The following is a 20,348-nucleotide window of genomic DNA, read 5'->3' as shown; positions in this document are numbered from 1 at the left end:
TAAGTAAATATACATATTTCGTACCGTTACTATGTCTGCTGATTATTTAACATCCGAACTTCTCAACATAGAAAATGCTAAAAGAGAAAACAGGCAAAGGGTTGCAAATATTGTTTGCAAGCAAAAAGAATTATTGGAACCTCTGGTAAAAATTACTTTTGATGTTTCAAACAAAATATCTGTCAAAGCAGCGTGGATCCTGGAATGGATTTGTTCGCATCATGATTTACATGCAATTGTTCCTTATCTGGATGAATTTACTTCCGGTTTAAAATATCTTAAGTTTGACAGTGCTATCCGTCCCTGTGCCAAGATATGCGAACATATTACCATAGCTTATTTTAAAGAAGATGAACTTTTTGTTAAAAATCTAACAGATGAACATATGCAAAGGATAGTTGAAGTTGGATTTGACTGGCTCATTACGGATCAGAAAATTGCCGTAAGGGCTTATACAATGAGTAGTTTATTTTTGTTAGGAAAAAAGTACGATTGGGTTCATCCCGAATTAGCGTATTTAATTCGTACAAAAATCATCCATGAAAGCAAAGGTTGCAAAGCCAGGGGGAAAAAGGTGTTGGAGTTAATAGATACCGGTAATTTAGATGAAAGAAAAAAATTGAGCTGATTTTCGGATATCCCTTATTAGTCATTGAACTCATTTAAACTTTTTCAATTTGCTAAAAAATTGCTGTTTTTAACTCTGTTTTTATCTTTTTTTTCCTTCCGTAGCGCTACTATGCAACTCAAAAAAGCTTTCAACATATCTAAAAACTTCTAATTCTCGCTTAAATCCAAAAAGTTTAAATGAGTTCATTACATAAAAAGACTTAAGAAGTGACTGACATTTTTTAATCGGGCAACAATGACAGTGAGTAAACGCAAAATATCCCAATTGGGGAAATACAAATTATTTTTTGTAAATTTGCAGTGTGAGGGTTATTGCATTTAAAACGCTAAGAAGGTTTTTTGAAAAACCAGCATATTCGGATGCTGAGATTTCATTAAAGGCTTGGTATCATGATGTTAAAATAGCTGAATGGAAAAACTCAAATGAACTGAAACAGCAATTTAAAAACGCCAGTATTGTAGGAGATGGAAGGGTAGTTTTTAATATTAAAGGTAATGATTACAGATTGGTAGTTGCGATAGATTATGAATTTCAGATCATTTTCATAAGATTTATAGAAACACATAAACAGTATGACAAAATTGATGCTAAAACGATTTGATTATGGATATTCGATTAATTAAAACAACGCAAGATTATGATACTGCTATTAGCAGAATTGAGGAATTATGGGGAGCTAAAAAAGATACCCCGGAAGGAGACGAGTTGGATTTGCTGGTTACCTTAGTTGAGTCATATGAAATGAAGCATTATCCAATTTTGCCACCTGATCCGATTGATGCAATAAAATTTCGTATGGAACAAATGGAAATGACAAAAGCAGATATGGTTCAATATTTAGGTAGCCAAAGTAGAGTAAGCGAAATTCTGAATAGAAAAAGGAGCTTGACTTTAAAAATGATAAAATCTTTGTATAAGGAATTAAAAATACCGGCAGAGGTATTATTGGCTTGACTAATTTGAATATCAATATGCTATAAAAAAATTTAAACACTAAAAAAGAGATTCAAATGATACGAAGAAAAGTTTTTAGGTAAAATTTGCGTATTTGCTATTGAATCATTTTTGTATTTCTGTACTTTTGCACTTTCAATACAACCGTAAAAAAAATGAATATTTCACAGCTAAATGTCATCTCTCCCTTAGATGGCCGTTATCGCGATAAAGTTTCCGGGTTAGCCGACTATTTCTCCGAGGAAGCACTCATAAAATACAGAGTACATGTTGAAATAGAATATTTTATTGCACTATGTGAAATTCCGCTTCCTCAATTAAAAGGTTTTCATCATACTACATTCGCTGATTTAAGAGCCATTTACAAGAATTTTTTACCGGAAGATGCCCAAAAAATAAAAAATATTGAAAAAGTAACGAACCACGATGTAAAAGCCGTTGAATATTTTATCAAAGAGAAATTTGATCTGCTAAATTTGTCGTCTTATAAAGAATTTATACACTTCGGACTGACTTCTCAGGATATTAATAATACAGCAATTCCTCTGTCTGTAAAAGATGCCGTAGTCAATGTATATATACCTGCTCTTAAGGCTCTCATAGCAAAACTAAAATCACTGGCTTCAAAATGGTCATCGATTTCCATGCTTGCAAGAACACACGGGCAACCTGCTTCTCCTACAAGATTAGGAAAAGAAATGGAGGTATTTATAGTACGTTTGGAAGTGCAATTTAAAACCTTAAAGACCATTCCTAATGCAGCTAAATTTGGTGGAGCTACGGGAAATTACAATGCACATAAAGTAGCCTATCCGGATATAGATTGGAAAGTATTTGGCAACCATTTTGTCAACCATCAGCTAGGTTTACATCACTCATTTCCAACCACTCAGATAGAGCACTATGATCATATGGCTTCTTTGTTTGATTGTCTAAAACGTATCAACACTATTATCATAGACTTAGACAGGGATATGTGGACGTATATTTCTATGGATTATTTCAAACAAAAAATAAAATCCGGTGAAGTAGGTTCTTCTGTGATGCCCCATAAAGTAAACCCTATAGATTTTGAAAACTCAGAAGGGAATCTGGGAATGGCCAATGCTGTTTTCGAGCACTTGGCGGCCAAACTTCCGCTATCTCGTTTGCAAAGAGATTTAACAGATAGTACGGTTTTGAGAAATGTTGGGGTACCGATTGCCCATACGCTTATCGGGTTTTTAGCTACTTTAAAAGGTTTGGGCAAATTATTGCTAAACAACGAAAAAATCAAAACAGACCTGGAAAATAACTGGGCAGTTGTTGCCGAAGCCATCCAGACAGTTTTAAGAAGAGAAGGATACTCAAACCCATATGAAACTTTAAAAGGGTTGACAAGAACAAATGAAAAAATCAACCGACAATCAATTACCGACTTTATTGATACATTAGAAGTTTCTACGGCTATCAAAGAGGAGTTAAAAACCATTACACCTTCAAATTATACAGGAATTTAAATGAAAAAAACAGTATTCTTTTCTTTTGTAATATTCTCCTTTTTATCGTGTAAAAACGATCAGGGTTACAAAAAAAACAACCCTTTTTTACATGGTGTTTTCGAGATTCCTGCGGGCGAGAATTATAGCAAAACAATAGTTACGAGAAAAGACAGTATTCAAATTGAAGAATATACCAAATTTATGACTATCACTACAGATAGTACTCTTGTAAAAAAAACAGTTAAACGAATAGATACCTTATATATAACCTGGAAAAATAACTTTTCCTATACGTTAAAAATGAAATCTCCTAAAACAGCATTAGACAAAGATCCTATTTATGTTCGGATTACCAAGGTAACTGACAGTTCTTATCACTTTTCTGCGAAGATAGGATTCTCTAAATTCAAACAAGAAGGGATTGTGTATAAGGTGAAACAGTAGAAAAGTTGGAAAATGTAAAAGTTCAAAAAGCTCCCATAAAAATACTGTGAAAACAACATCTTTTTTTGAAAGAGATAAATGGTATTAATTCTGTAAGCGGTTTGAAACTTTCCAACTTTTACACTTTCTAACTACTAAACATATATCCTTTTTTTTCTGATCAACAGCCAGATAACTACAGGTGCTCCAAATAAAGAAGTAATGGCATTGATAGGCAACGTATATTCGCTGGTTGGCAATTGTGCTATAAGATCACAAACCAATAAAATAATAGCACCGGTAATAGCAACCGCAGGAATCAATATTTTATGATTAGATGTTTTGAATAGTAACTTGGTGATATGGGGAACAGCCAATCCAATAAATGCTATCGGGCCTGCAAAAGCAGTAATCACACCTGTAAGAATACTTGTAATTACCAGAATAACAGTTCTGCTTTTTTTAATATGAATCCCTACGCTTTTTGCGTAATTTTCACCTAATAGAAATCCATTTAGAGGTTTGATTGTAAACAATACTCCACCAATACTTATAATAAAAATAAAGACAAACAGAGAAATTTGCTCCCAGGTTAAATTACCCAAGCTTCCAAATCCCCAAAAAATATATTGTTGAATTTTAGAAGCTTCGCTAAAATAAGAAAGCACACTTATCAATGCAGCAGATAAACTGCCGAACATTAACCCGATAATTAAAACAGACATGGTATTACGTACTCTATTTGCAGTTAACAAAACCGCAAATAAAACCATACCGGCTCCTAGGCTGGCGGTAATCATCAACATCCAGTTAGAAATCAATAGATCATCAAAAAAAGCCCCGAAAAAACTCCCTCCTAAGATTAAAATAGCTACCCCTAAACCCGCACCTGATGAAATCCCTAAAACAAAAGGCCCTGCCAACGGATTGCGAAATAACGTTTGCATTAATAGTCCTGAAATTGAAAGTCCCGAACCTACTAATATTGCAGTAATCGCTTTTGGAATCCTAAAGTTAAGAATAATGACTCTCCAGCTATTTTTTAAAGACCCATCCCCAATTAAAACAGAAAAAGTATCTTTAAAAGGAATGGAAACAGAGCCAAAACTTATATTGATAAAAACGACAACTATCAACAGTGCGAGTAATAATAAAAACTGCTTTTTATACGATTTGGTTATGTTCAAACTCTTGTTATTTTTGAAAATATAACATGCTGCAGTACCTCTCATTATTCGGATGGAAGGCCTTACAATACTGACTAAGATACTACTATTTATACTTTCGTAAAAATGAAATCAGTTTTTGAATGGCTACTCCCTGTATTCTATGATAAAAACAAGTAAAAGTTGAGATATTATTTTTACTAATTTATGCAGCAAATTTAAAAGTATCTACATAGGGTGTTTGTCGTTTGACAACGGCAAACACTCTTGCTATTAATTTGTTTCTAATAATGTTAACGGTACTCATTTTACTTTTGCCTTGTTTTATTCTTTTATGATAGTATAATTTCATTTCTGGGTTATGTTGTATAGCAGAAATAGCGCACATATTAATAATTGCTTTCAATTTTTTATTAGCCAAATGAGAGACTTTTGTACGTCCTTTAATACTAGTTCCAGATTGGTAAGGAAAAGGAGCAACACCACAATAAGAGGCAAACTTTCTCCAGTTTTCAAATTTTGAAAAATTGTCAGTAAACACAATCATCATTATAGCAGTTTGCATTCCTATACCTTTAACACTAGTAACAAGTTTATAGGTTTCTTTTAACATTATATTTTGGTCAATAATAGCTTGCATTTGAGTATTAATCTTGTGTATTTGTTTGGTTAGTTCTGCAATCATTTTTTGTTGAACGTCAAAGATTATTTTATACTCTTTTGCTTTATAAATTCTTTTTTGTTCTTTCAAAGTAACTTTAAAACCAGCTCTTTGTTTGTTAAGTTTTGTCCTTAAAGATAAGAGACTTTTTAGTTGTAATATACTTCTTTTAGGTAGCTTACTGGGTTTAAGTTCTTCTTTTAATCGATACCCATATAGAGCAATGCGTTTGGCATCAATTTGGTCATCCTTTCCACGAGCAATACCAATAGATCTTTTAATTTCTAAACCAGAAGCTATGAAAAAAGATAATTTTTGTTCAGTTAAAGACACAGATAATAAATGAGAGTACATTCCTGTATGTTCAAATACAAACATGGTTTCTTCTTTAGAGAAAGACGAATTTTTAAAACTCCACTTTAGCATTAATTTAAATCCAGATTTACTGTTCTCAAACTGTTGAACAATTTGTTTAGAATAGATACAAACATCAATTAATAATTTACTGACATCGATTCCGATAATTTCATTTGTTTTCATAATTTTGTAATTAGATATTAATAATAGTTACTTAAACTAAGACCTTTAATAAGGGCAGAAACTGAAATTCTATATGGTTCTAAGTAACTTTTAAAAAGAACGGAGACTAATACGGGGGATGGCTCTAAAAAGCTAGCTGGCCGCTAAAGTTCACTCCGTTCTTTTGTGTTTTTGGTTATCAACAAAATAAGAGTTATTAACAAAGAAAAAAAGAAGCAAAAAAAGAAATTTCATCATAACTATTATGTTTTTATTTTAAGTAATTATTTCTATTTGCTAATCTAAAGGATGGCTTATTTTATTTTTTTCTTCGGTACTCATCTCTGCAAATGAAACGGAATACCCTTCCGGTCTAAAAATAGGATCGTATCCAAATCCGTCTTTACCGGTTTTGTTTTCTTGAACGACGCCTTTACATATACCTTCAAAAAAATAATCCTGTCCTTTTATATGTAAAGCAATTACAGTTCTAAATTGTGCTTTCCTGTTTGATTTTCCGTCTAATTCCGATAATACTTTTAACATATTCCTTTCGGAATCTCCATATTTACCGCTATATCGGGCGGAATATACTCCCGGCTTACCTTCTAAACTTTCTACTTCTAAACCGGTGTCGTCCGCAAAACAATTACAGTTATATTTTTTAGCAATATGATCTGCTTTTAATTTTGCATTGCCTATTAAAGTAGTTGCTGTTTCTTCAATTTTTTCCGTACAACTGATATCTTTAAGAGACAATAGCCGGATATGTTCGGGAAGAATTGCCTGTACCTCTTTTAACTTGTGAATATTATTAGTTGCAAATACTAATTTCATTTTTTTATAGCCAAAAGTACATGAATTTTTTCATTTGAAAATTCACAAAAACAAATGAAAAAAAATTATGCACTAATAAAGTGGTTACTGAAGTGAAACTAAATTTTGTATTTTTTAATCAAAATGTAGTTTTTTACAGAAGAAATATAATAATACCCTTTAAAGTTTGAAAGTTCCGTCAAAAATTAACTAAGCTCTTTTCGGTATAAAAGATCGGGAAAGTAGTTTGAGGGTGATTATTGGAAATTCGTGTTTTATTCGTGATGATAAGGTTCTTTATTTAGTATGGTAAACCCTCTGTAAAATTGTTCTATAGCAAATAAACGAATCATTTGATGAGAAAATGTCATTTTTGACAATGCTATTTTTTCCATTGTTTTTTTGTAAACACTTTCGGAAAAACCGTAAGGTCCGCCAATAGCAAAAACCAATTGTTTGACTCCGGAATTCATCTTTTTTTGTAACCAGTTTGCAAATTCCAAAGAGCGAAATGCTTTTCCTTTTTCATCAAATAAGACAAGATGATCCGTAGCTCGTAGCTTATTTAAAATAAATGCGCCTTCTTTCTCTTTTTGTTGAAACCGGGTAAAATTCTTTATATTTTTAAGCTCCGGAATAACTTCTAATTCGAATTTGACATAATGCTGCAACCGATTCTGATATTTCGAAATCAATTCCCGAAGGTTTTTATCATCGGTTTTTCCTATTAGCAATAACTTAATTCTCATGGAATTAATGTAACAATGTGTAAAATTAGTAATTGATCACTACTTTAGCTAATAAAAAATGATCACACAAAGACAATTTCAACAAGAACTCGAAATTATTATTTCTAATGCAATCAGAGAGGATATAGGAAGTGGAGATCACAGTTCGCTATCCTGCATTCCAAAAGATACTGTCGGAAAAGCAAAATTACTGGTAAAAGACGAAGGAATCATTGCCGGTGTAGCATTTGCTAAAATGATTTTCAATTATGTCGATACTACTCTTGAAGTGATCACTATAATACAAGATGGGAACCCTGTTAAATACGGAGATACCGTATTTTATGTTTCCGGAAATACACACTCAATTTTAAAAGCGGAACGGTTGGTTTTAAATGCCATGCAGCGCATGAGTGCAATTGCTACAAAAACACGCTTATTTGTGAACTTGCTTGAAGGAACAAAAACAAAAATACTAGACACAAGAAAAACCACTCCGGGGATAAGAGCAATTGAAAAATGGGCAGTAAAAATCGGAGGGGGAGAAAATCATCGTTTTGCCCTGTATGATATGATTATGATAAAAGACAACCATATTGATTTTGCCGGAGGAATTAAAGAAGCCGTTAACAAAACAAAAGACTATTTAGTAAAAAATGGCTTACATTTAAAGATCATTATTGAAGCTAGAAATTTAGCAGAGATTAAAGAAATACTGACGTTAGAAGGAATACACAGAATTTTAATCGACAATTTTTCTTTTGAAGATACCAGAAAAGCAGTTGCGCTGATCGGTGGAAAATGTTTAACGGAATCGTCAGGAGGCATTAATGAAAATACGATACGGAAATACGCTGAATGTGGTGTAGATTATATATCTTCAGGAGCCCTGACACATTCGATCTATAATATGGACTTGAGTTTGAAAGCAATCAATAAGATTGATTAAAACTAAGGTATAATTTAAATACAGAACTCATCTTGACAACAAAACATTTTTAAAATGAATAAAGAAATAGAAGCTAAGCTGGATAAAATACCCATTTTAAATGTCTTGGTACGCTTTGGAAAAAAGGTAAAAATTCCCGGATTACAAGGGATGTCTCTGTATGATGTGTTGAAAATGTATAGTATAGGAATAGTAAAAGGAGCCCTTACCACAAGAGCAGGCGGAATTGCTTATAGTTTCTTTATGGCAATTTTTCCTTTTATGTTATTTATACTTACGGTCATACCTTACGTTCCCATAGATGGTTTTCAGGAAGGGTTATTATCTTTTATTTCAGAGATTTTGCCACCAAAAACATTCGATGCCGTAGATTCCGTATTAGTAGATATCTTAAAAAATCAGTATGGCGGTTTACTATCTTTTGGTTTTATCGCCTCTATTTTTTTGATGACAAATGGAGTAAATGCTGTTTTTGGAGGCTTTGAATATTCATATCATATTAAAGAAACGAGAAGTATTATTAAAGCATATATAATCTCTTTAGCAGTGTCGTTGGTAATGGCATTATTTTTAGTCATTACAGTTGCGTTAACTGTCTTTTATAAAATTGGATTGGATGTTTTATTTGAAAAAGGATGGGTAGAAGATGAGCTTTTTTGGTTGAAAATAGGAAGAGGGTTTTTATTTGTATTAATGATTTTTACCACTGTTTCCATGCTGTATAGATTTGGAACAAAAACAGGAAAGCATTCACGGTTTTTCTCTCCCGGAGCAATATTTACAACCATATTATCCATACTTACTTTTTATTTGTTTAGTTATTATGTAACAGAATTTGCAAAATACAACCAGCTATACGGATCTATCGGAACACTATTGATTTTAATGCTGTTTATTTGGTTAAACGCCATTATTCTTTTATTAGGCTTCGAACTAAATGCAAGTATTCATTCCTTACAACTCAAAAATAAACAACCCGATAGTTAATTGTTTCATCATTCCATTTTTCATTATTACATTATCCCCATTGCTACATTAACCCATTGATTAAATATTTCAGATATTTGCTAATTAATTACAAACTACGAGTTTGTTTAAAAAAGTGTTGATTCATAATTTATAAATAACAATGAAGCCAGGTATTCCAAAAGGAACTAGAGACTTTTCTTCCGTAGAAGTAGCAAAACGTACTTATATTATAGATACCATCAAAACTGCTTTTGAAACTTTTGGATTTCAACCCATAGAAACCCCTAGTTTTGAAAATGCTTCTACTCTGATGGGAAAATACGGAGCAGAAGGAGATCGATTGATTTTTAAAATTTTAAACTCCGGTGATTACCTCTCTAAAGTAGATGAACAATTACTTATTTCCAAGGAAAGTAATAAGATTAGGAGCCTGATTTCCGAAAAAGCACTTCGCTATGATTTAACTGTTCCTTTTGCCCGATATGTGGTCCAACATCAGAATGATATTACATTTCCTTTTAAAAGATATCAGATTCAACCTGTTTGGAGAGCAGATCGCCCGCAAAAAGGAAGATATAGAGAATTTTACCAATGCGATGCAGATGTTGTAGGAAGTTCATCCTTATTGCAGGAAATAGATTTTATACAGCTATACGATACTGTTTTTACTCATCTAAAGCTACCAGAAATTACAATTAAGATCAACAACAGAAAAATTTTAGCCGGAATTGCAGAGGTAATGAATGTAAAAGATAAACTCATTGATTTTACAGTTGCTTTGGACAAACTCGATAAGATTGGAAAAGAAGGTGTGATTGATGAAATGCTATCAAAAGGAATTTCTCAAGAGGCGATCAATAGTGTACATACATTATTTGATTTCTCGGGAACCAATCAGGAGAGTCTAAGCGCATTAGCCACCATGTTAGCTTCTTCGGAAGAAGGATTAAAAGGCGTGGAAGAGCTGCGATTTGTGATAGATGCTATTGATAATGTGGGCTTACAATCTGCTAATTTAGTACTGGATGTAACATTAGCAAGAGGGCTAAACTACTATACAGGTGCTATTTTTGAAGTAATTGCCCCCGGAATACAAATGGGATCTATCGGAGGAGGGGGGAGATATGATGATTTGACAGGTATATTTGGATTAAAGAATATAAGCGGTGTTGGAATTTCCTTTGGTCTGGATAGGATTTATCTGGTATTGGAAGCACTGGATTTATTTGATTCATTAGCGCTATCAAAACCCAAAGTACTATTTCTAAGCTTCAATGAATTAGATACGATAACACAATTAAGAGCAATTCAGGCACTGAGAGCTCAGGGGATCAAATCAGAAATATACCCGGATACTGCTAAGAATCATAAACAGCAAAAAAAACAATGGAAATATGCAGCCAATCGAGAAATTGAGTTTGTAATTTCCGGTATGGAAGACGACAAATTTATTGTTAAAGATATGATAAAAGGTGAAGCATTTTATCATACTTTAGAAGAATTGATTGTTAAAACAAAACCAACTCACAGATAAAATCGTAAATTTGCACCTTAAATTTTTTAATTATACAGATTTGTGAAGATGAAAATACATGAAGACAGGATGGAGGAAATGGGAGAAAATCACGTCGGGACCTCGGCAAAAACGCCTATAAGAGATGATGCTTTTGATATGACTGATGCAGAAAAAATTGCACGCATTCAGGAAAATGTAAAAGATATTTTAACTACGTTGGGAATGGATTTGGATGATGATAGCTTAAAAGGTACACCAAAAAGGGTTGCCAAAGCTTTTGTCAACGAAATTTTTATGGGTTTGGACCCAAAAAACAAACCCAATATGTCTACTTTTAACAATAATTATGATTATGGCGAAATGCTCGTAGAAAAAAATATTGTGATCTATTCTACTTGCGAACATCACTTACTTCCTATTGTTGGGAGGGCACATTTGGCTTATATTTCTAATGGAAAAGTGATTGGTTTATCCAAGATGAACCGAATTGTAGAATACTATGCAAAAAGACCTCAAGTACAGGAACGTTTGACCATGCAAGTGGTACAAGCCATGCAAGAAGCTCTGGAAACTCAGGATGTTGCCTGTATTATAGATGCAAAACATTTATGCGTAAATTCCCGCGGAATTAAAGACATAGAAAGTAGCACGGTTACTTCCGAGTTTGGAGGAAAATTCAAAAATAAAGAAGTAAAACAAGAATTTTTGGATTATTTAAAAATCAATACGGATTTTCAAAATCTGTAAAAATTCTAAGTTTAAAGTTAAAAAGCTTCAAGTTTCAAGTTCAGGGATTGAGCATACCTGAATAAGATTGCCTTTTACACCTTTTCAACTGTATTTTTTTGAATTTTTGAATCTTTTAATATTTCAATACCTATTTAACTTACTGAAAACCAATTGGAAACCAGCTGCTTTTCTATAGATTGTGCAGATTTGTGTACATAGTCATTTTTCAAGCTGTTATACTGATAATCCGAAGACCACGCTTCTATGTTTTCGCACAATACATTTAATGAATTACAAATGAAGTCAACTTCTTCATCACTGATAGTAGGGTGTAGAGACAACCGTACCCACCCCGGTTTTTCCGTAAGACAGCCATCTAAGATTTGCGCTTTAATTTTATTTGATGTTTCTTGGTTTACGTTCAATAAAAAATGTCCGTAAGTACCGGCACATGAACAACCTCCGCGAGTTTGAATACCAAAACGATCATTCAGTAATTTTACTACCAAATTAAAATGCACACCCTCTACATAAAAAGAAAAAATACTCAACCTGTCTTTATGGTTAGGGGCTAACACCCGGATATTTGGAATAGTTTCCAGGGTTTTAAATAATTGTTTATTTAATTCGTCCTCCCTTTTCCGTATTTTATCAGTTCCCATTTGCTCTTTCAACTGGATCGATAACGCAATTCTTATCGTCTGTAAAAAAGCCGGAGTTCCGCCATCTTCTTTGGTTTCGATATCTTCGAAATAACTATGCTCTCCCCAAGGATTTGTATAAGATACGGTTCCGCCTCCCGGGTTATCGGGAACCGCATTCGTATATAAGTTTTTATTAAAGATCAATACTCCGGAACTTCCCGGTCCTCCCAAAAATTTATGCGGAGAAAAGAAAATAGCATCCAGATATTCATCTTCAGCTTCCGGGTGCATATCTATATCAATATATGGTCCCGAACATGCAAAATCTACAAAACATACCCCGTTGTATTTGTGAATCAATTTTGCAACCTTGTGATAAGCTGTTTTTATGCCCGTTACATTAGAACAAGAAGTGATAGAAGCTATTTTTAATTTTCTGTGTTTATGTTTTTGGATATACTCTTCAAATTTGTTCAAACATACCAAGCCGGCATCATTACAAGGAACTACTTCTACATCTGCAATCGTCTCTAACCATGAGGTTTGATTGGAATGATGTTCCATATGTGATACAAAAACAATGGGTCTGTTGTCTTCAGGTATTTGTGTATAGGGTACTAAATTTTCAGAAACTTTAAGTCCTAAAATTCGCTGAAATTTATTTACCACCCCGGTCATTCCCGATCCTTCGGTAATTAATATATCGTTTTCATTTGCATTTACGTGCCGCTTAATGATATTTCTGGCTTCATGGTATGCGAGTGTCATTGCCGCCCCCGAAGTAGAAGTTTCCGTATGTGTGTTGGCAACGAAGGGGCCAAAATCATTCATCATTTTTTCCTCTATAGATCTATATAACCTGCCACTAGCAGTCCAATCAGCATAGATTAATTTTTGCTCTCCGTAAGGCGAAATAAATATCTGATCCACACCGATGATTTGATCTCTAAAAGGTTGAAAATATTTTTCTAATGAAAAAGCCATCATTATGATATCATTTGTTCAATTTCATATATAAAATGTTCTGCCAGAGCATTTGCAGCACCCTGAGAAATACTTTCCGTATAAATCCTAATAATAGGCTCGGTATTCGACTTACGTAAATGTATCCATTCTTTATCAAAATCAATTTTAACACCATCAATAGTATTTATATTCCCATGAGTATATTTGGAAGCAATTGTTTTCAAAACTTCATCCACATTGATCGCTCCTGTTAATTGAATTTTATTTTTACTCATAAAATAACCGGGATAACTATTTCGTAAAGCCTTACACGATATGTTTTGTTGAGCTAAGTGGGATAAAAACAGTACAATTCCTGCCAATGCATCTCTCCCGTAATGAAATTCAGGATAGATGATCCCGCCATTTCCCTCACCACCAATAACTGCATCAACCTCTTTCATCATCTGTACAACATTTACTTCACCTACTGCACTTGCTGTGTATGATCCTCCATGTTTTTCCGTAATATCTCTTAATGCCCTCGATGAAGATAAATTGGAAACTGTATTTCCGCCTCCTAACTTACTCAATACATAATCGGCACAAGCCACTAATGTATACTCTTCCCCAAACATGGAACCATCTTCACAAATTAATGCCAATCTGTCTACGTCAGGATCTACAACAATACCTAAATCAGCATTTTCTTTAACGACTAATTCAGAAATAGCTGTCAGATGCCTCTCCAAAGGTTCCGGGTTATGAGGAAAATCTCCGTTGGGTTCACAATAGAGTGAGATACACGAAACATTCAGTTCCTTTAGCAGTGCGGGAATAAAAATCCCTCCTGTAGAATTTACACCGTCAACGACTACTTTAAAATGAGCATTTCGTATTGCATGGATGTCCGCTAAATCTATGCTCAGTACTTCTTGAATATGTTTTTTCAGGTAATTTTTATTCCTGGTATAGGTTCCTAAATCATCTACTCCGGCAAAATTGAAGTCATTGTTCTCAGCAATTTTCAATAGGGTTCTTCCATCTGTTTCGCTCAAAAACTCCCCTTTTTCATTGAGTAATTTTAAAGCATTCCATTGTTTAGGATTATGACTCGCCGTTAAAATAATACCGCCATCGGCTTTTTCTAATGGAACTGCAATTTCTACGGTTGGAGTGGTTGACAATCCCAGATCAATTACATTCATACCTAACCCTACTAAAGTATTAGATACCAAACTACTAACCATCTTTCCGGAAATACGGGCATCTCTTCCTATCACAACAGTAATTTTTTGTTTATCAGGATTTCTGTTTTTGATAAATATTCCATAGGCAGATGCGAATTTCACAGCATCAACAGGTGTAAGATTATCTGAAACTTTTCCTCCAATAGTCCCTCTAATCCCTGAAATTGATTTGATTAATGTCATGTATTTTTATTAACTGAACAAAGATAAATGATTCTAGGGGATCCCGAAATAAATTGAGAATAATAAGGCTCTAGTTTATAACAGCTATTATTTGTATATTTAATACATGAATTTACAAGAAATAAAGCGAGGAATTTCCATGCTTTCCCAATCTGAAAGGCAGGAATTGTTTAGTACATGACAAAAAATATAATTAATTGATTATCAGTAAATTAAATGTTAAATAATTAAAATAAAGCATTGATTTTCAGTATATTAGAAGAATAACATCACTCATTTTTCTAATGAAAAAAACCAATGCTTCCACTAAAAGTAGTGAATTAAATTCAGTTTTAAGTTCTCATTTCCAAGGTAAGATCAATTTGGCAAGAATCAAACTCATATCACATTTCATTATCGCCCTCTGTAAGGTACAGACAGTTACCTTTGAAAAGGTAGCCAACGCTTTTGAGACCTCAGTAGATTCGAAGTCATCACTCAGACGTATTCAAAGATTTATTGCTGATTATTCGTTGGATGGAGATTTGATCGCTCGTCTTATATTTAGTCTCCTTCCTAAGCAAGAGGGATTGATCTTGAGTATTGATAGGACCAATTGGAAGTTTGGTCAGACCAACATCAACATTTTTATGTTGGGAGTTGTCTATAAAGGTGTTGCCTTCCCATTTATTACACGCTTATTAATTGACGGTGCCGTGTTGGGAGTTGTCTATAAAGGTGTTGCCTTCCCATTGTTATTTACTATGTTAGATAAGCCAGGGAACTCTAACAGTCAGGAGCGTATTGATCTTGTGAATCGTTTCATAAGACTTTTTGGCAAAGATGTTATTAAATCCATTGTAGCCGATAGAGAGTTTGTAGGTAATCATTGGTTGGATTTCTTGAATACAAATGGAATCAAATATTATATCCGCATTCGAAACAACTTTAAGGTAGAGCTTCCTGATAAGAACAAAACCATCAAAGTATGGGTCAAGCAAAAAAGTTGTGGGATTTAGATTTTTACGCATAAATTTTAGATAGTCTGAATAGGAAGAAAGGAACAGATCTTACGCCTCTAAATTGTAGTCTAAAAGTTTTTATTTTAGCATTAAAAGATTCAGCAGAAGCATTGGTACTTCTATTATCAAAGAAATTTAAGATGCTTCGATAATGACTTTGTATTGATCTAGCTACTGTTCCAAAACTTTTACTGAACTCTGATTTTTCTACCTTATCATACCATCTAGCTAGTTTTGTATATGCTACCGCCTTGTCTTTTGTCTTTTGATAAATCGTTGCCAGTTCTCTAGTAAGCTCATAAGCTCGTTCCAAGTTGGGGTATCTTTCAAAGAGTAATTCTGCTCTAAATTTTTGTTTGGCTGTCCATTTGTTAGGGGCTTTAAAGAGTAAATACCTACTTCTAGCTAGTAGTTGTTTGGGAGTATCTCCATTGTCAAGGATATTCGGTTTAAAGTTTTTTCCTGTTTCTTTAGCCAATGCTATTTCATTATTTTCTTGTTCTATGGTTTTCCATCTATACTGTATTCGAATTTCTTGCAAGGCATCATAAGCTCGTTTTTGTACATGAAATCGGTCTGTGACCTGAGTAGCTTTAGGAAAGGCTTTTTTAGCAATCTTTTCCATAGTAGGTGCCATATCCAAAGTGATTTCTTCTACTAAATATCGGTCTTTACTTGGAATTTTCCTTAACACTTCTATGACTCGTTCACTTTGTGTGGTAGCTACTATGGCTACTAAACTGCCTCGTTTTCCTTTACCTGCTTTGTTGGTAATCACTGTATAGAGCTCGCCTTGAGTATGCTACTTCATCAATACTTAAATGAGTTCCTATATTCTTCTTAAAAAGCAGCCATTGGTCGGCATGAGCTAATTGATCCCAAGTCAAAAAGTTACTTAAATGATTGCGATATTGTTCTTCTAATCGCTTGCCGTTAAGGTGATAGTAGGTAGATAAACTTTTACAACTTACTGGAATACTATCTAACAAGCCTCTTTAAAAAAAGAGAGAACTCTTCTGTCATTCGAGTTCCTCCAGAACTAGCACCACAATATTTCATATCACTTCATATTTTTTCAAATAACATTAAAAGTATTGTAAATAAAGGGTTTGTGTGTAGTGTTGTTTGAAATAAAGTTACATAAAACATCATATTATTCCATATAATTTCATAATTTTACGGCTCACTTTCCGTCCTAATTATGAAACAACCATCTTTGAGATTTTACCTAAAAGGAGAACCAAATAAAAACGGTGAACGCAAAATATTTCTAGACATTAGCATTGGGTATGCTGAATTTGATTCTACAAAGCAAATTAAAAAATTTAACTCTGATAGGAAAACTTATAAACCTATTATGATTTCCACGCTTTGTAGAATTAAGCCAGAGCATTTTGGTTCTTATACTCAAAAAGGTTCTCGTACTGTTTTTGCGTATGATGAAAAAGTGTTCTTTCAGTACTCCAAAATCAATCGCTCAATAAGAACTAAACTAGAGAAGATTATGAGTGCCGTTAATGCAGTCACTAATCACTATTTCAATATTGAGATTACTCCAACACCTAAAGAATTCAAAGATGCGTTAGAAATCAAATTAGGGCGTCAAAAGAAAGAAATAGTGAAAGAGAAAACCGTTGTAGAGTTTTTATACGATAAAATTGAGAATGACAGAAAGGCTATCATTATGAAAAAGAAAGATGCTATTTCTGAAAACCATATTAAAACGTTTGTCTCACTTTCCCGTATGTTTGAGAATTATCAAATAGCAACTAAAACCAAAGTTAAGTTCTCTGATTTCAATAGTAGTACGTTTTACTGGAATTTTTTTAAAGTAGTTGATGCCATTTATCGTGGAGAAATAGAAGTAGATAATCCGAACCAATCTAAAAAACAACGCAGAGACCCAACAGGTTATGGAATAAAATCAATCAATAAGTATATCAAACTTCTACTACAGATTTTACGATTAGGAAAAAAAGCGGGATATAACATAACATTAGATTTTGAAGATAAAGGTTTGTTTTTACAAAACCCTCCTGCCGAAAAAGAAATTTACCTCAATGAAACCGAAATACTATCCGCCATTGATACGCCGATTGGAAATGCTGAACTGGAAAATGCACGTCATTATTTGATTATGGCTTCACAAATGGGATTACGCATTGAGGATATGGAGCAACTCCATAAACTGAAACCAGAAACCTTTAAAGGCAAAAAGAAAACCTTTGTTGGTGTAAAAGTGAATATCAAGAAAACAAAATCGGAGACGATAATACCTCTTTTAAAGCCTGTGAGGGATATTTTGGAAACAACTAATGGCAAGTTTCCTGTTTTTAGAGAACGCCCCGTTAATGTCAATTTAAAGCGAGTGTGTAAAGTGCTAGAAATAAACTCGCCAGAAAAACGAACTAAAGTGAGTTTTAATCAGGGTAAAATCGTTACTACGGATATTCCAAAACATGAATTAGTAACTACTCATGATTGTAGGCGTTCTTTTATTACCAATCTTCTTGCTAACAACGTAAGTGGCGAAAAAATCAAGTACATCACACACCCTAAAAGAATAGACAACAAGGATATGATGGCTCTTTACAACAAGGCAGATTTGATTGATAAGGCGGAGAATTTTTTAGTTGAAGTTGAGGGAAGTAATTCGACTGTTTATAATTTTTAATAAGATTTATCAAGATACGACGTTTGAACTTAAAATACTATTTGTCGAAGTGGTAAAATTGGTAGAGACGTCAGACTTAAAATCCAGTGGACAGTAATGTCCGTGCGGGTTCAAGTCCCGCCTTCTGTACTAGAAAAGCCGAGTTTTTATAACTTGGCTTTTTCTTTTCCTAAAACATGCCTAAAACAAATTGGGACTTATCTTTCCTCTTTATTTCTTTCGCGGTATTATTTTAGCACTTATTCTAGAGCTTGTTAAAACTATTTAAATTCAAATAATATTCCTTGCGATTCAATTTCTTTGTCAATCTCTTTAAAAAATTCTTCAGAATGTTCCGAAAGCCTTAAACTTTTTTCATAACTTATTTTGGCTTTTTTATTTTTTTTTGAAGCCAATTGTGATGCAGCTAAAATTCTCCAAAAAAATGGATTTCCATTTTCAATATTAATGGCTTTTTTTAAATAAGTAATAGCTTTCTCATACTTCCTTACTCCGTATAAGGACTTCCCCAAATAAAACCAATATGCTGAATCTTCCTTAAAGTATTCAATTCCTTTTTTCAAAGGTTCAATTGCTTCCTGGTGTTTTTTCAAAGCAGAGTATGTTAAACCTAACACAGCCCAATACCTTACGTTCTTAGAATCTATTTCTGTAGCTTTTTTTAATGGAGTAATAGCCTTTTTAAAATTTGTCATATCAAAATATGACCTTCCTAAAAGATACCAATATTGTGAGTCTCCTTTATATAGTTTAATAGCATTTTTAAATGAGGAAATAGCATTTTTATATTTTTTAATTTCATAATAAGATCTACCTAAACTGCCCCAATTCAAAAAATCCTTGTTCTCCAAACTAGTTGCCTTTTTGAAAAAAACAATTGATTTAGTATACTCGTTCATTTTTTGGTACGACACACCTAAGTAACGCCAATATTCTGAATTTTCTTCATCAAATTGAGTTGCTTTTTCGAAAGCAAAGGTTGCTTCATTATATCTAAATTCTAAAAAATATAAACTCCCCAGTTGAAACCAATACGCTGAATTTTCTTCATCGAATTGAACTGCTTTTTCAATAGATGAAATTGCATCTAAATAATTAAAATCTAATATATAACATCCCCCCAATTGAAACCAATAAATTGAATTTTCCTTATCAATTTGAGTTGCTCTTTTGAAAACTTCAATCGCATTAGAAAGTTGCTTTTCTTTATTGTAAATTCTTCCTAAAAAATATAAATATCTTGGATTTGATTTATCTAGATTAACAATCTTTTCAAAAATGCTTATAGTTTTTGAGTAGTCTTTTTCTTGAAAAGCCAAAAATGCAGATTCTTTTAAATCAATAACCTTTTTATCGTTGTTAATTTCTGACTTAATTTCCCCTAAAAACCCTTCAAACTTCTCATTATTAAAACCCTTTTCCTTTAGATGATTAATATTTTCTACTATGGTCTTTTTTAATTCTTCTATTTTTGATTCAAGTGTATCTTCTAATATTTTTCTTAAATCAGTCGGGATAATTTCTACGATTCCTTTTATTTCCTTGGTGTCAGAATGGGTGTCATCTATTTTTTGATTTCTATAATCATCTATTTTCCCCACTTTCTCATTACCATTTTGACTTCTTTTTGTTTTCTTTTTCTTAATATCAAATTCATATTTTTCAGCTTCCCAAAAGCCAATAAATCCTAAATAAATAGCATAAAATTCCAGCTTTAGAAAATCAACTTTATTTTTTCTGCTTTGTCCTTTGTTATAGAGGTTAAAATCTTTTTGAATAGTCCTTATTGCACTATCTCCAACAAAGTAGGTGATAAGAGAATAATTATCTTTATCTTTTTCAGGTTTAAAGTAGTATTCTTTAACCTTAGAAGTCAACACATATTTCTCTATTATTTCCTTTTTGGACTGTCCATTATCTAGCCAAATTTTATTTTTTTTAGCAAGCTTCTCGTATTCTCTTACCATATCACTTGCGCTTACTATTTTAGGAGACTTGATTGCTCTTTTTTTTGCAACTTTCTCCAAAAGAGTATTGAGGTATTCAATGCTTGTATGTCTATCAATTTTTGGCAACGCAGTACTTGACTTTTCTTTAATATCAAATATA

The 20,348-nt window shown here is 33.0% G+C and carries 17 protein-coding genes and 2 pseudogenes; 11 read left to right on the top strand and 8 right to left on the bottom strand.

Annotation, left to right across the window (positions count from 1 at the left end):
- Positions 1 to 31: 31 nt before the first annotated feature.
- The 5 genes from GKR88_13130 to GKR88_13110 all read left to right on the top strand — a co-directional run bounded on the left by GKR88_13130 (position 32) and on the right by GKR88_13110 (position 3,510).
- Positions 32 to 628 carry an adenylosuccinate lyase gene (locus GKR88_13130; GenBank protein ID QMU65142.1) on the top strand — a complete coding sequence of 199 codons (597 nt, stop codon included), beginning with the start codon at positions 32 to 34 and terminating at the stop codon, positions 626 to 628.
- Positions 629 to 932: 304 nt separating this feature from the next.
- Positions 933 to 1,232: a type II toxin-antitoxin system HigB family toxin gene (locus GKR88_13125; GenBank protein QMU65141.1), complete on the top strand. Its 300-nt coding sequence runs from the start codon at positions 933 to 935 to the stop codon at positions 1,230 to 1,232.
- A gap of 2 nt (positions 1,233 to 1,234) precedes the next feature.
- A complete protein-coding gene (locus tag GKR88_13120) occupies positions 1,235 to 1,585 on the top strand; it encodes a transcriptional regulator (protein QMU65140.1) in 351 nt (116 codons plus the stop codon).
- Between the two features lie 155 nt (positions 1,586 to 1,740).
- Positions 1,741 to 3,084 carry an adenylosuccinate lyase gene (gene purB, locus GKR88_13115; GenBank protein QMU65139.1) on the top strand — a complete coding sequence of 448 codons (1,344 nt, stop codon included), beginning with the start codon at positions 1,741 to 1,743 and terminating at the stop codon, positions 3,082 to 3,084.
- Positions 3,085 to 3,510, top strand: coding sequence for a hypothetical protein (locus tag GKR88_13110; protein ID QMU65138.1), 426 nt, complete (start codon positions 3,085 to 3,087; stop codon positions 3,508 to 3,510).
- 134 nt (positions 3,511 to 3,644) lie between these two features.
- On the opposite strand, the gene GKR88_13105 is transcribed toward GKR88_13110, so the two are convergent.
- The 4 genes from GKR88_13105 to rlmH form a co-directional block, all read right to left on the bottom strand.
- Positions 3,645 to 4,721, bottom strand: a complete 1,077-nt coding sequence (locus tag GKR88_13105) for an iron chelate uptake ABC transporter family permease subunit (protein ID QMU65137.1) — start codon at positions 4,719 to 4,721, stop codon at positions 3,645 to 3,647.
- Positions 4,722 to 4,860: 139 nt separating this feature from the next.
- Positions 4,861 to 5,856 (bottom strand): transposase, encoded by a 996-nt coding sequence (locus GKR88_13100; protein ID QMU65136.1) that lies wholly within the window; start codon positions 5,854 to 5,856, stop codon positions 4,861 to 4,863.
- A 276-nt stretch (positions 5,857 to 6,132) separates the two neighbouring features.
- The gene (locus GKR88_13095; protein QMU65135.1) at positions 6,133 to 6,672 is read right to left on the bottom strand and encodes a non-canonical purine NTP diphosphatase; all 540 of its coding nucleotides are present in this window, start codon (positions 6,670 to 6,672) and stop codon (positions 6,133 to 6,135) included.
- A gap of 254 nt (positions 6,673 to 6,926) precedes the next feature.
- Positions 6,927 to 7,400 (bottom strand): 23S rRNA (pseudouridine(1915)-N(3))-methyltransferase RlmH, encoded by a 474-nt coding sequence (gene rlmH / locus GKR88_13090; protein QMU65134.1) that lies wholly within the window; start codon positions 7,398 to 7,400, stop codon positions 6,927 to 6,929.
- A 58-nt stretch (positions 7,401 to 7,458) separates the two neighbouring features.
- Between rlmH and nadC the strand changes: the two genes are divergently transcribed.
- From nadC to folE, 4 genes are all read left to right on the top strand, one after another.
- Positions 7,459 to 8,328, top strand: coding sequence for a carboxylating nicotinate-nucleotide diphosphorylase (nadC, locus tag GKR88_13085; protein ID QMU65133.1), 870 nt, complete (start codon positions 7,459 to 7,461; stop codon positions 8,326 to 8,328).
- Positions 8,329 to 8,382: 54 nt separating this feature from the next.
- Positions 8,383 to 9,315, top strand: coding sequence for a YihY family inner membrane protein (locus GKR88_13080; protein ID QMU65132.1), 933 nt, complete (start codon positions 8,383 to 8,385; stop codon positions 9,313 to 9,315).
- 142 nt (positions 9,316 to 9,457) lie between these two features.
- On the top strand, positions 9,458 to 10,831 hold the full coding sequence (locus GKR88_13075) for a histidine--tRNA ligase (protein ID QMU65131.1): 1,374 nt from the start codon (positions 9,458 to 9,460) through the stop codon (positions 10,829 to 10,831).
- Between the two features lie 48 nt (positions 10,832 to 10,879).
- Positions 10,880 to 11,560 (top strand): GTP cyclohydrolase I FolE, encoded by a 681-nt coding sequence (gene folE, locus GKR88_13070; protein ID QMU65130.1) that lies wholly within the window; start codon positions 10,880 to 10,882, stop codon positions 11,558 to 11,560.
- Between the two features lie 134 nt (positions 11,561 to 11,694).
- On the opposite strand, the gene GKR88_13065 is transcribed toward folE, so the two are convergent.
- Together GKR88_13065 and glmM are read right to left on the bottom strand one after the other, a co-directional pair.
- The gene (locus GKR88_13065; GenBank protein ID QMU65129.1) at positions 11,695 to 13,173 is read right to left on the bottom strand and encodes an aminotransferase class V-fold PLP-dependent enzyme; all 1,479 of its coding nucleotides are present in this window, start codon (positions 13,171 to 13,173) and stop codon (positions 11,695 to 11,697) included.
- Complete coding sequence (glmM, locus tag GKR88_13060; protein QMU65128.1) at positions 13,173 to 14,564, bottom strand: phosphoglucosamine mutase; 1,392 nt, start codon at positions 14,562 to 14,564, stop codon at positions 13,173 to 13,175. The genes GKR88_13065 and glmM overlap by 1 nt, the downstream gene beginning before the upstream one ends.
- A gap of 284 nt (positions 14,565 to 14,848) precedes the next feature.
- Here glmM and GKR88_13055 point away from each other — a divergent pair.
- Positions 14,849 to 15,529: pseudogene (locus tag GKR88_13055) on the top strand (transposase).
- A 37-nt stretch (positions 15,530 to 15,566) separates the two neighbouring features.
- Here GKR88_13055 and GKR88_13050 read toward each other — a convergent pair.
- Positions 15,567 to 16,554: pseudogene (locus tag GKR88_13050) on the bottom strand (DDE transposase).
- 227 nt (positions 16,555 to 16,781) lie between these two features.
- Here GKR88_13050 and GKR88_13045 point away from each other — a divergent pair.
- Positions 16,782 to 18,239, top strand: a complete 1,458-nt coding sequence (locus GKR88_13045) for a hypothetical protein (protein ID QMU65127.1) — start codon at positions 16,782 to 16,784, stop codon at positions 18,237 to 18,239.
- A 260-nt stretch (positions 18,240 to 18,499) separates the two neighbouring features.
- On the opposite strand, the gene GKR88_13040 is transcribed toward GKR88_13045, so the two are convergent.
- Positions 18,500 to 20,314 (bottom strand): tetratricopeptide repeat protein, encoded by a 1,815-nt coding sequence (locus GKR88_13040; GenBank protein QMU65126.1) that lies wholly within the window; start codon positions 20,312 to 20,314, stop codon positions 18,500 to 18,502.
- Positions 20,315 to 20,348: the final 34 nt, after the last annotated feature.

The sequence above is a fragment of the Flavobacteriaceae bacterium genome (assembly GCA_014075215.1).
GTDB lineage: Bacteria > Bacteroidota > Bacteroidia > Flavobacteriales > Flavobacteriaceae > Polaribacter.
Note: the sequence above shows the minus strand (reverse complement) of the source record. Positions and strands in the feature narration are given on the sequence as shown.

Bases quoted from the DNA above. Each gene is read 5' to 3' on its own strand.
- GKR88_13075 (QMU65131.1), top strand. From the start codon at position 9,458: ATGAAGCCAGGTATTCCAAAAGGAACTAGAGACTTTTCTTCCGTAGAA.
- GKR88_13100 (QMU65136.1), bottom strand. From the start codon at position 5,856: ATGAAAACAAATGAAATTATCGGAATCGATGTCAGTAAATTATTAATT.
- folE (QMU65130.1), top strand. From the start codon at position 10,880: ATGAAAATACATGAAGACAGGATGGAGGAAATGGGAGAAAATCACGTC.
- GKR88_13110 (QMU65138.1), top strand. From the start codon at position 3,085: ATGAAAAAAACAGTATTCTTTTCTTTTGTAATATTCTCCTTTTTATCG.
- glmM (QMU65128.1), bottom strand. From the start codon at position 14,564: ATGACATTAATCAAATCAATTTCAGGGATTAGAGGGACTATTGGAGGA.
- purB (QMU65139.1), top strand. From the start codon at position 1,741: ATGAATATTTCACAGCTAAATGTCATCTCTCCCTTAGATGGCCGTTAT.
- rlmH (QMU65134.1), bottom strand. From the start codon at position 7,400: ATGAGAATTAAGTTATTGCTAATAGGAAAAACCGATGATAAAAACCTT.
- GKR88_13130 (QMU65142.1), top strand. From the start codon at position 32: ATGTCTGCTGATTATTTAACATCCGAACTTCTCAACATAGAAAATGCT.
- GKR88_13065 (QMU65129.1), bottom strand. From the start codon at position 13,173: ATGATGGCTTTTTCATTAGAAAAATATTTTCAACCTTTTAGAGATCAA.
- GKR88_13120 (QMU65140.1), top strand. From the start codon at position 1,235: ATGGATATTCGATTAATTAAAACAACGCAAGATTATGATACTGCTATT.
- nadC (QMU65133.1), top strand. From the start codon at position 7,459: ATGATCACACAAAGACAATTTCAACAAGAACTCGAAATTATTATTTCT.
- GKR88_13095 (QMU65135.1), bottom strand. From the start codon at position 6,672: ATGAAATTAGTATTTGCAACTAATAATATTCACAAGTTAAAAGAGGTA.
- GKR88_13105 (QMU65137.1), bottom strand. From the start codon at position 4,721: ATGAGAGGTACTGCAGCATGTTATATTTTCAAAAATAACAAGAGTTTG.
- GKR88_13080 (QMU65132.1), top strand. From the start codon at position 8,383: ATGAATAAAGAAATAGAAGCTAAGCTGGATAAAATACCCATTTTAAAT.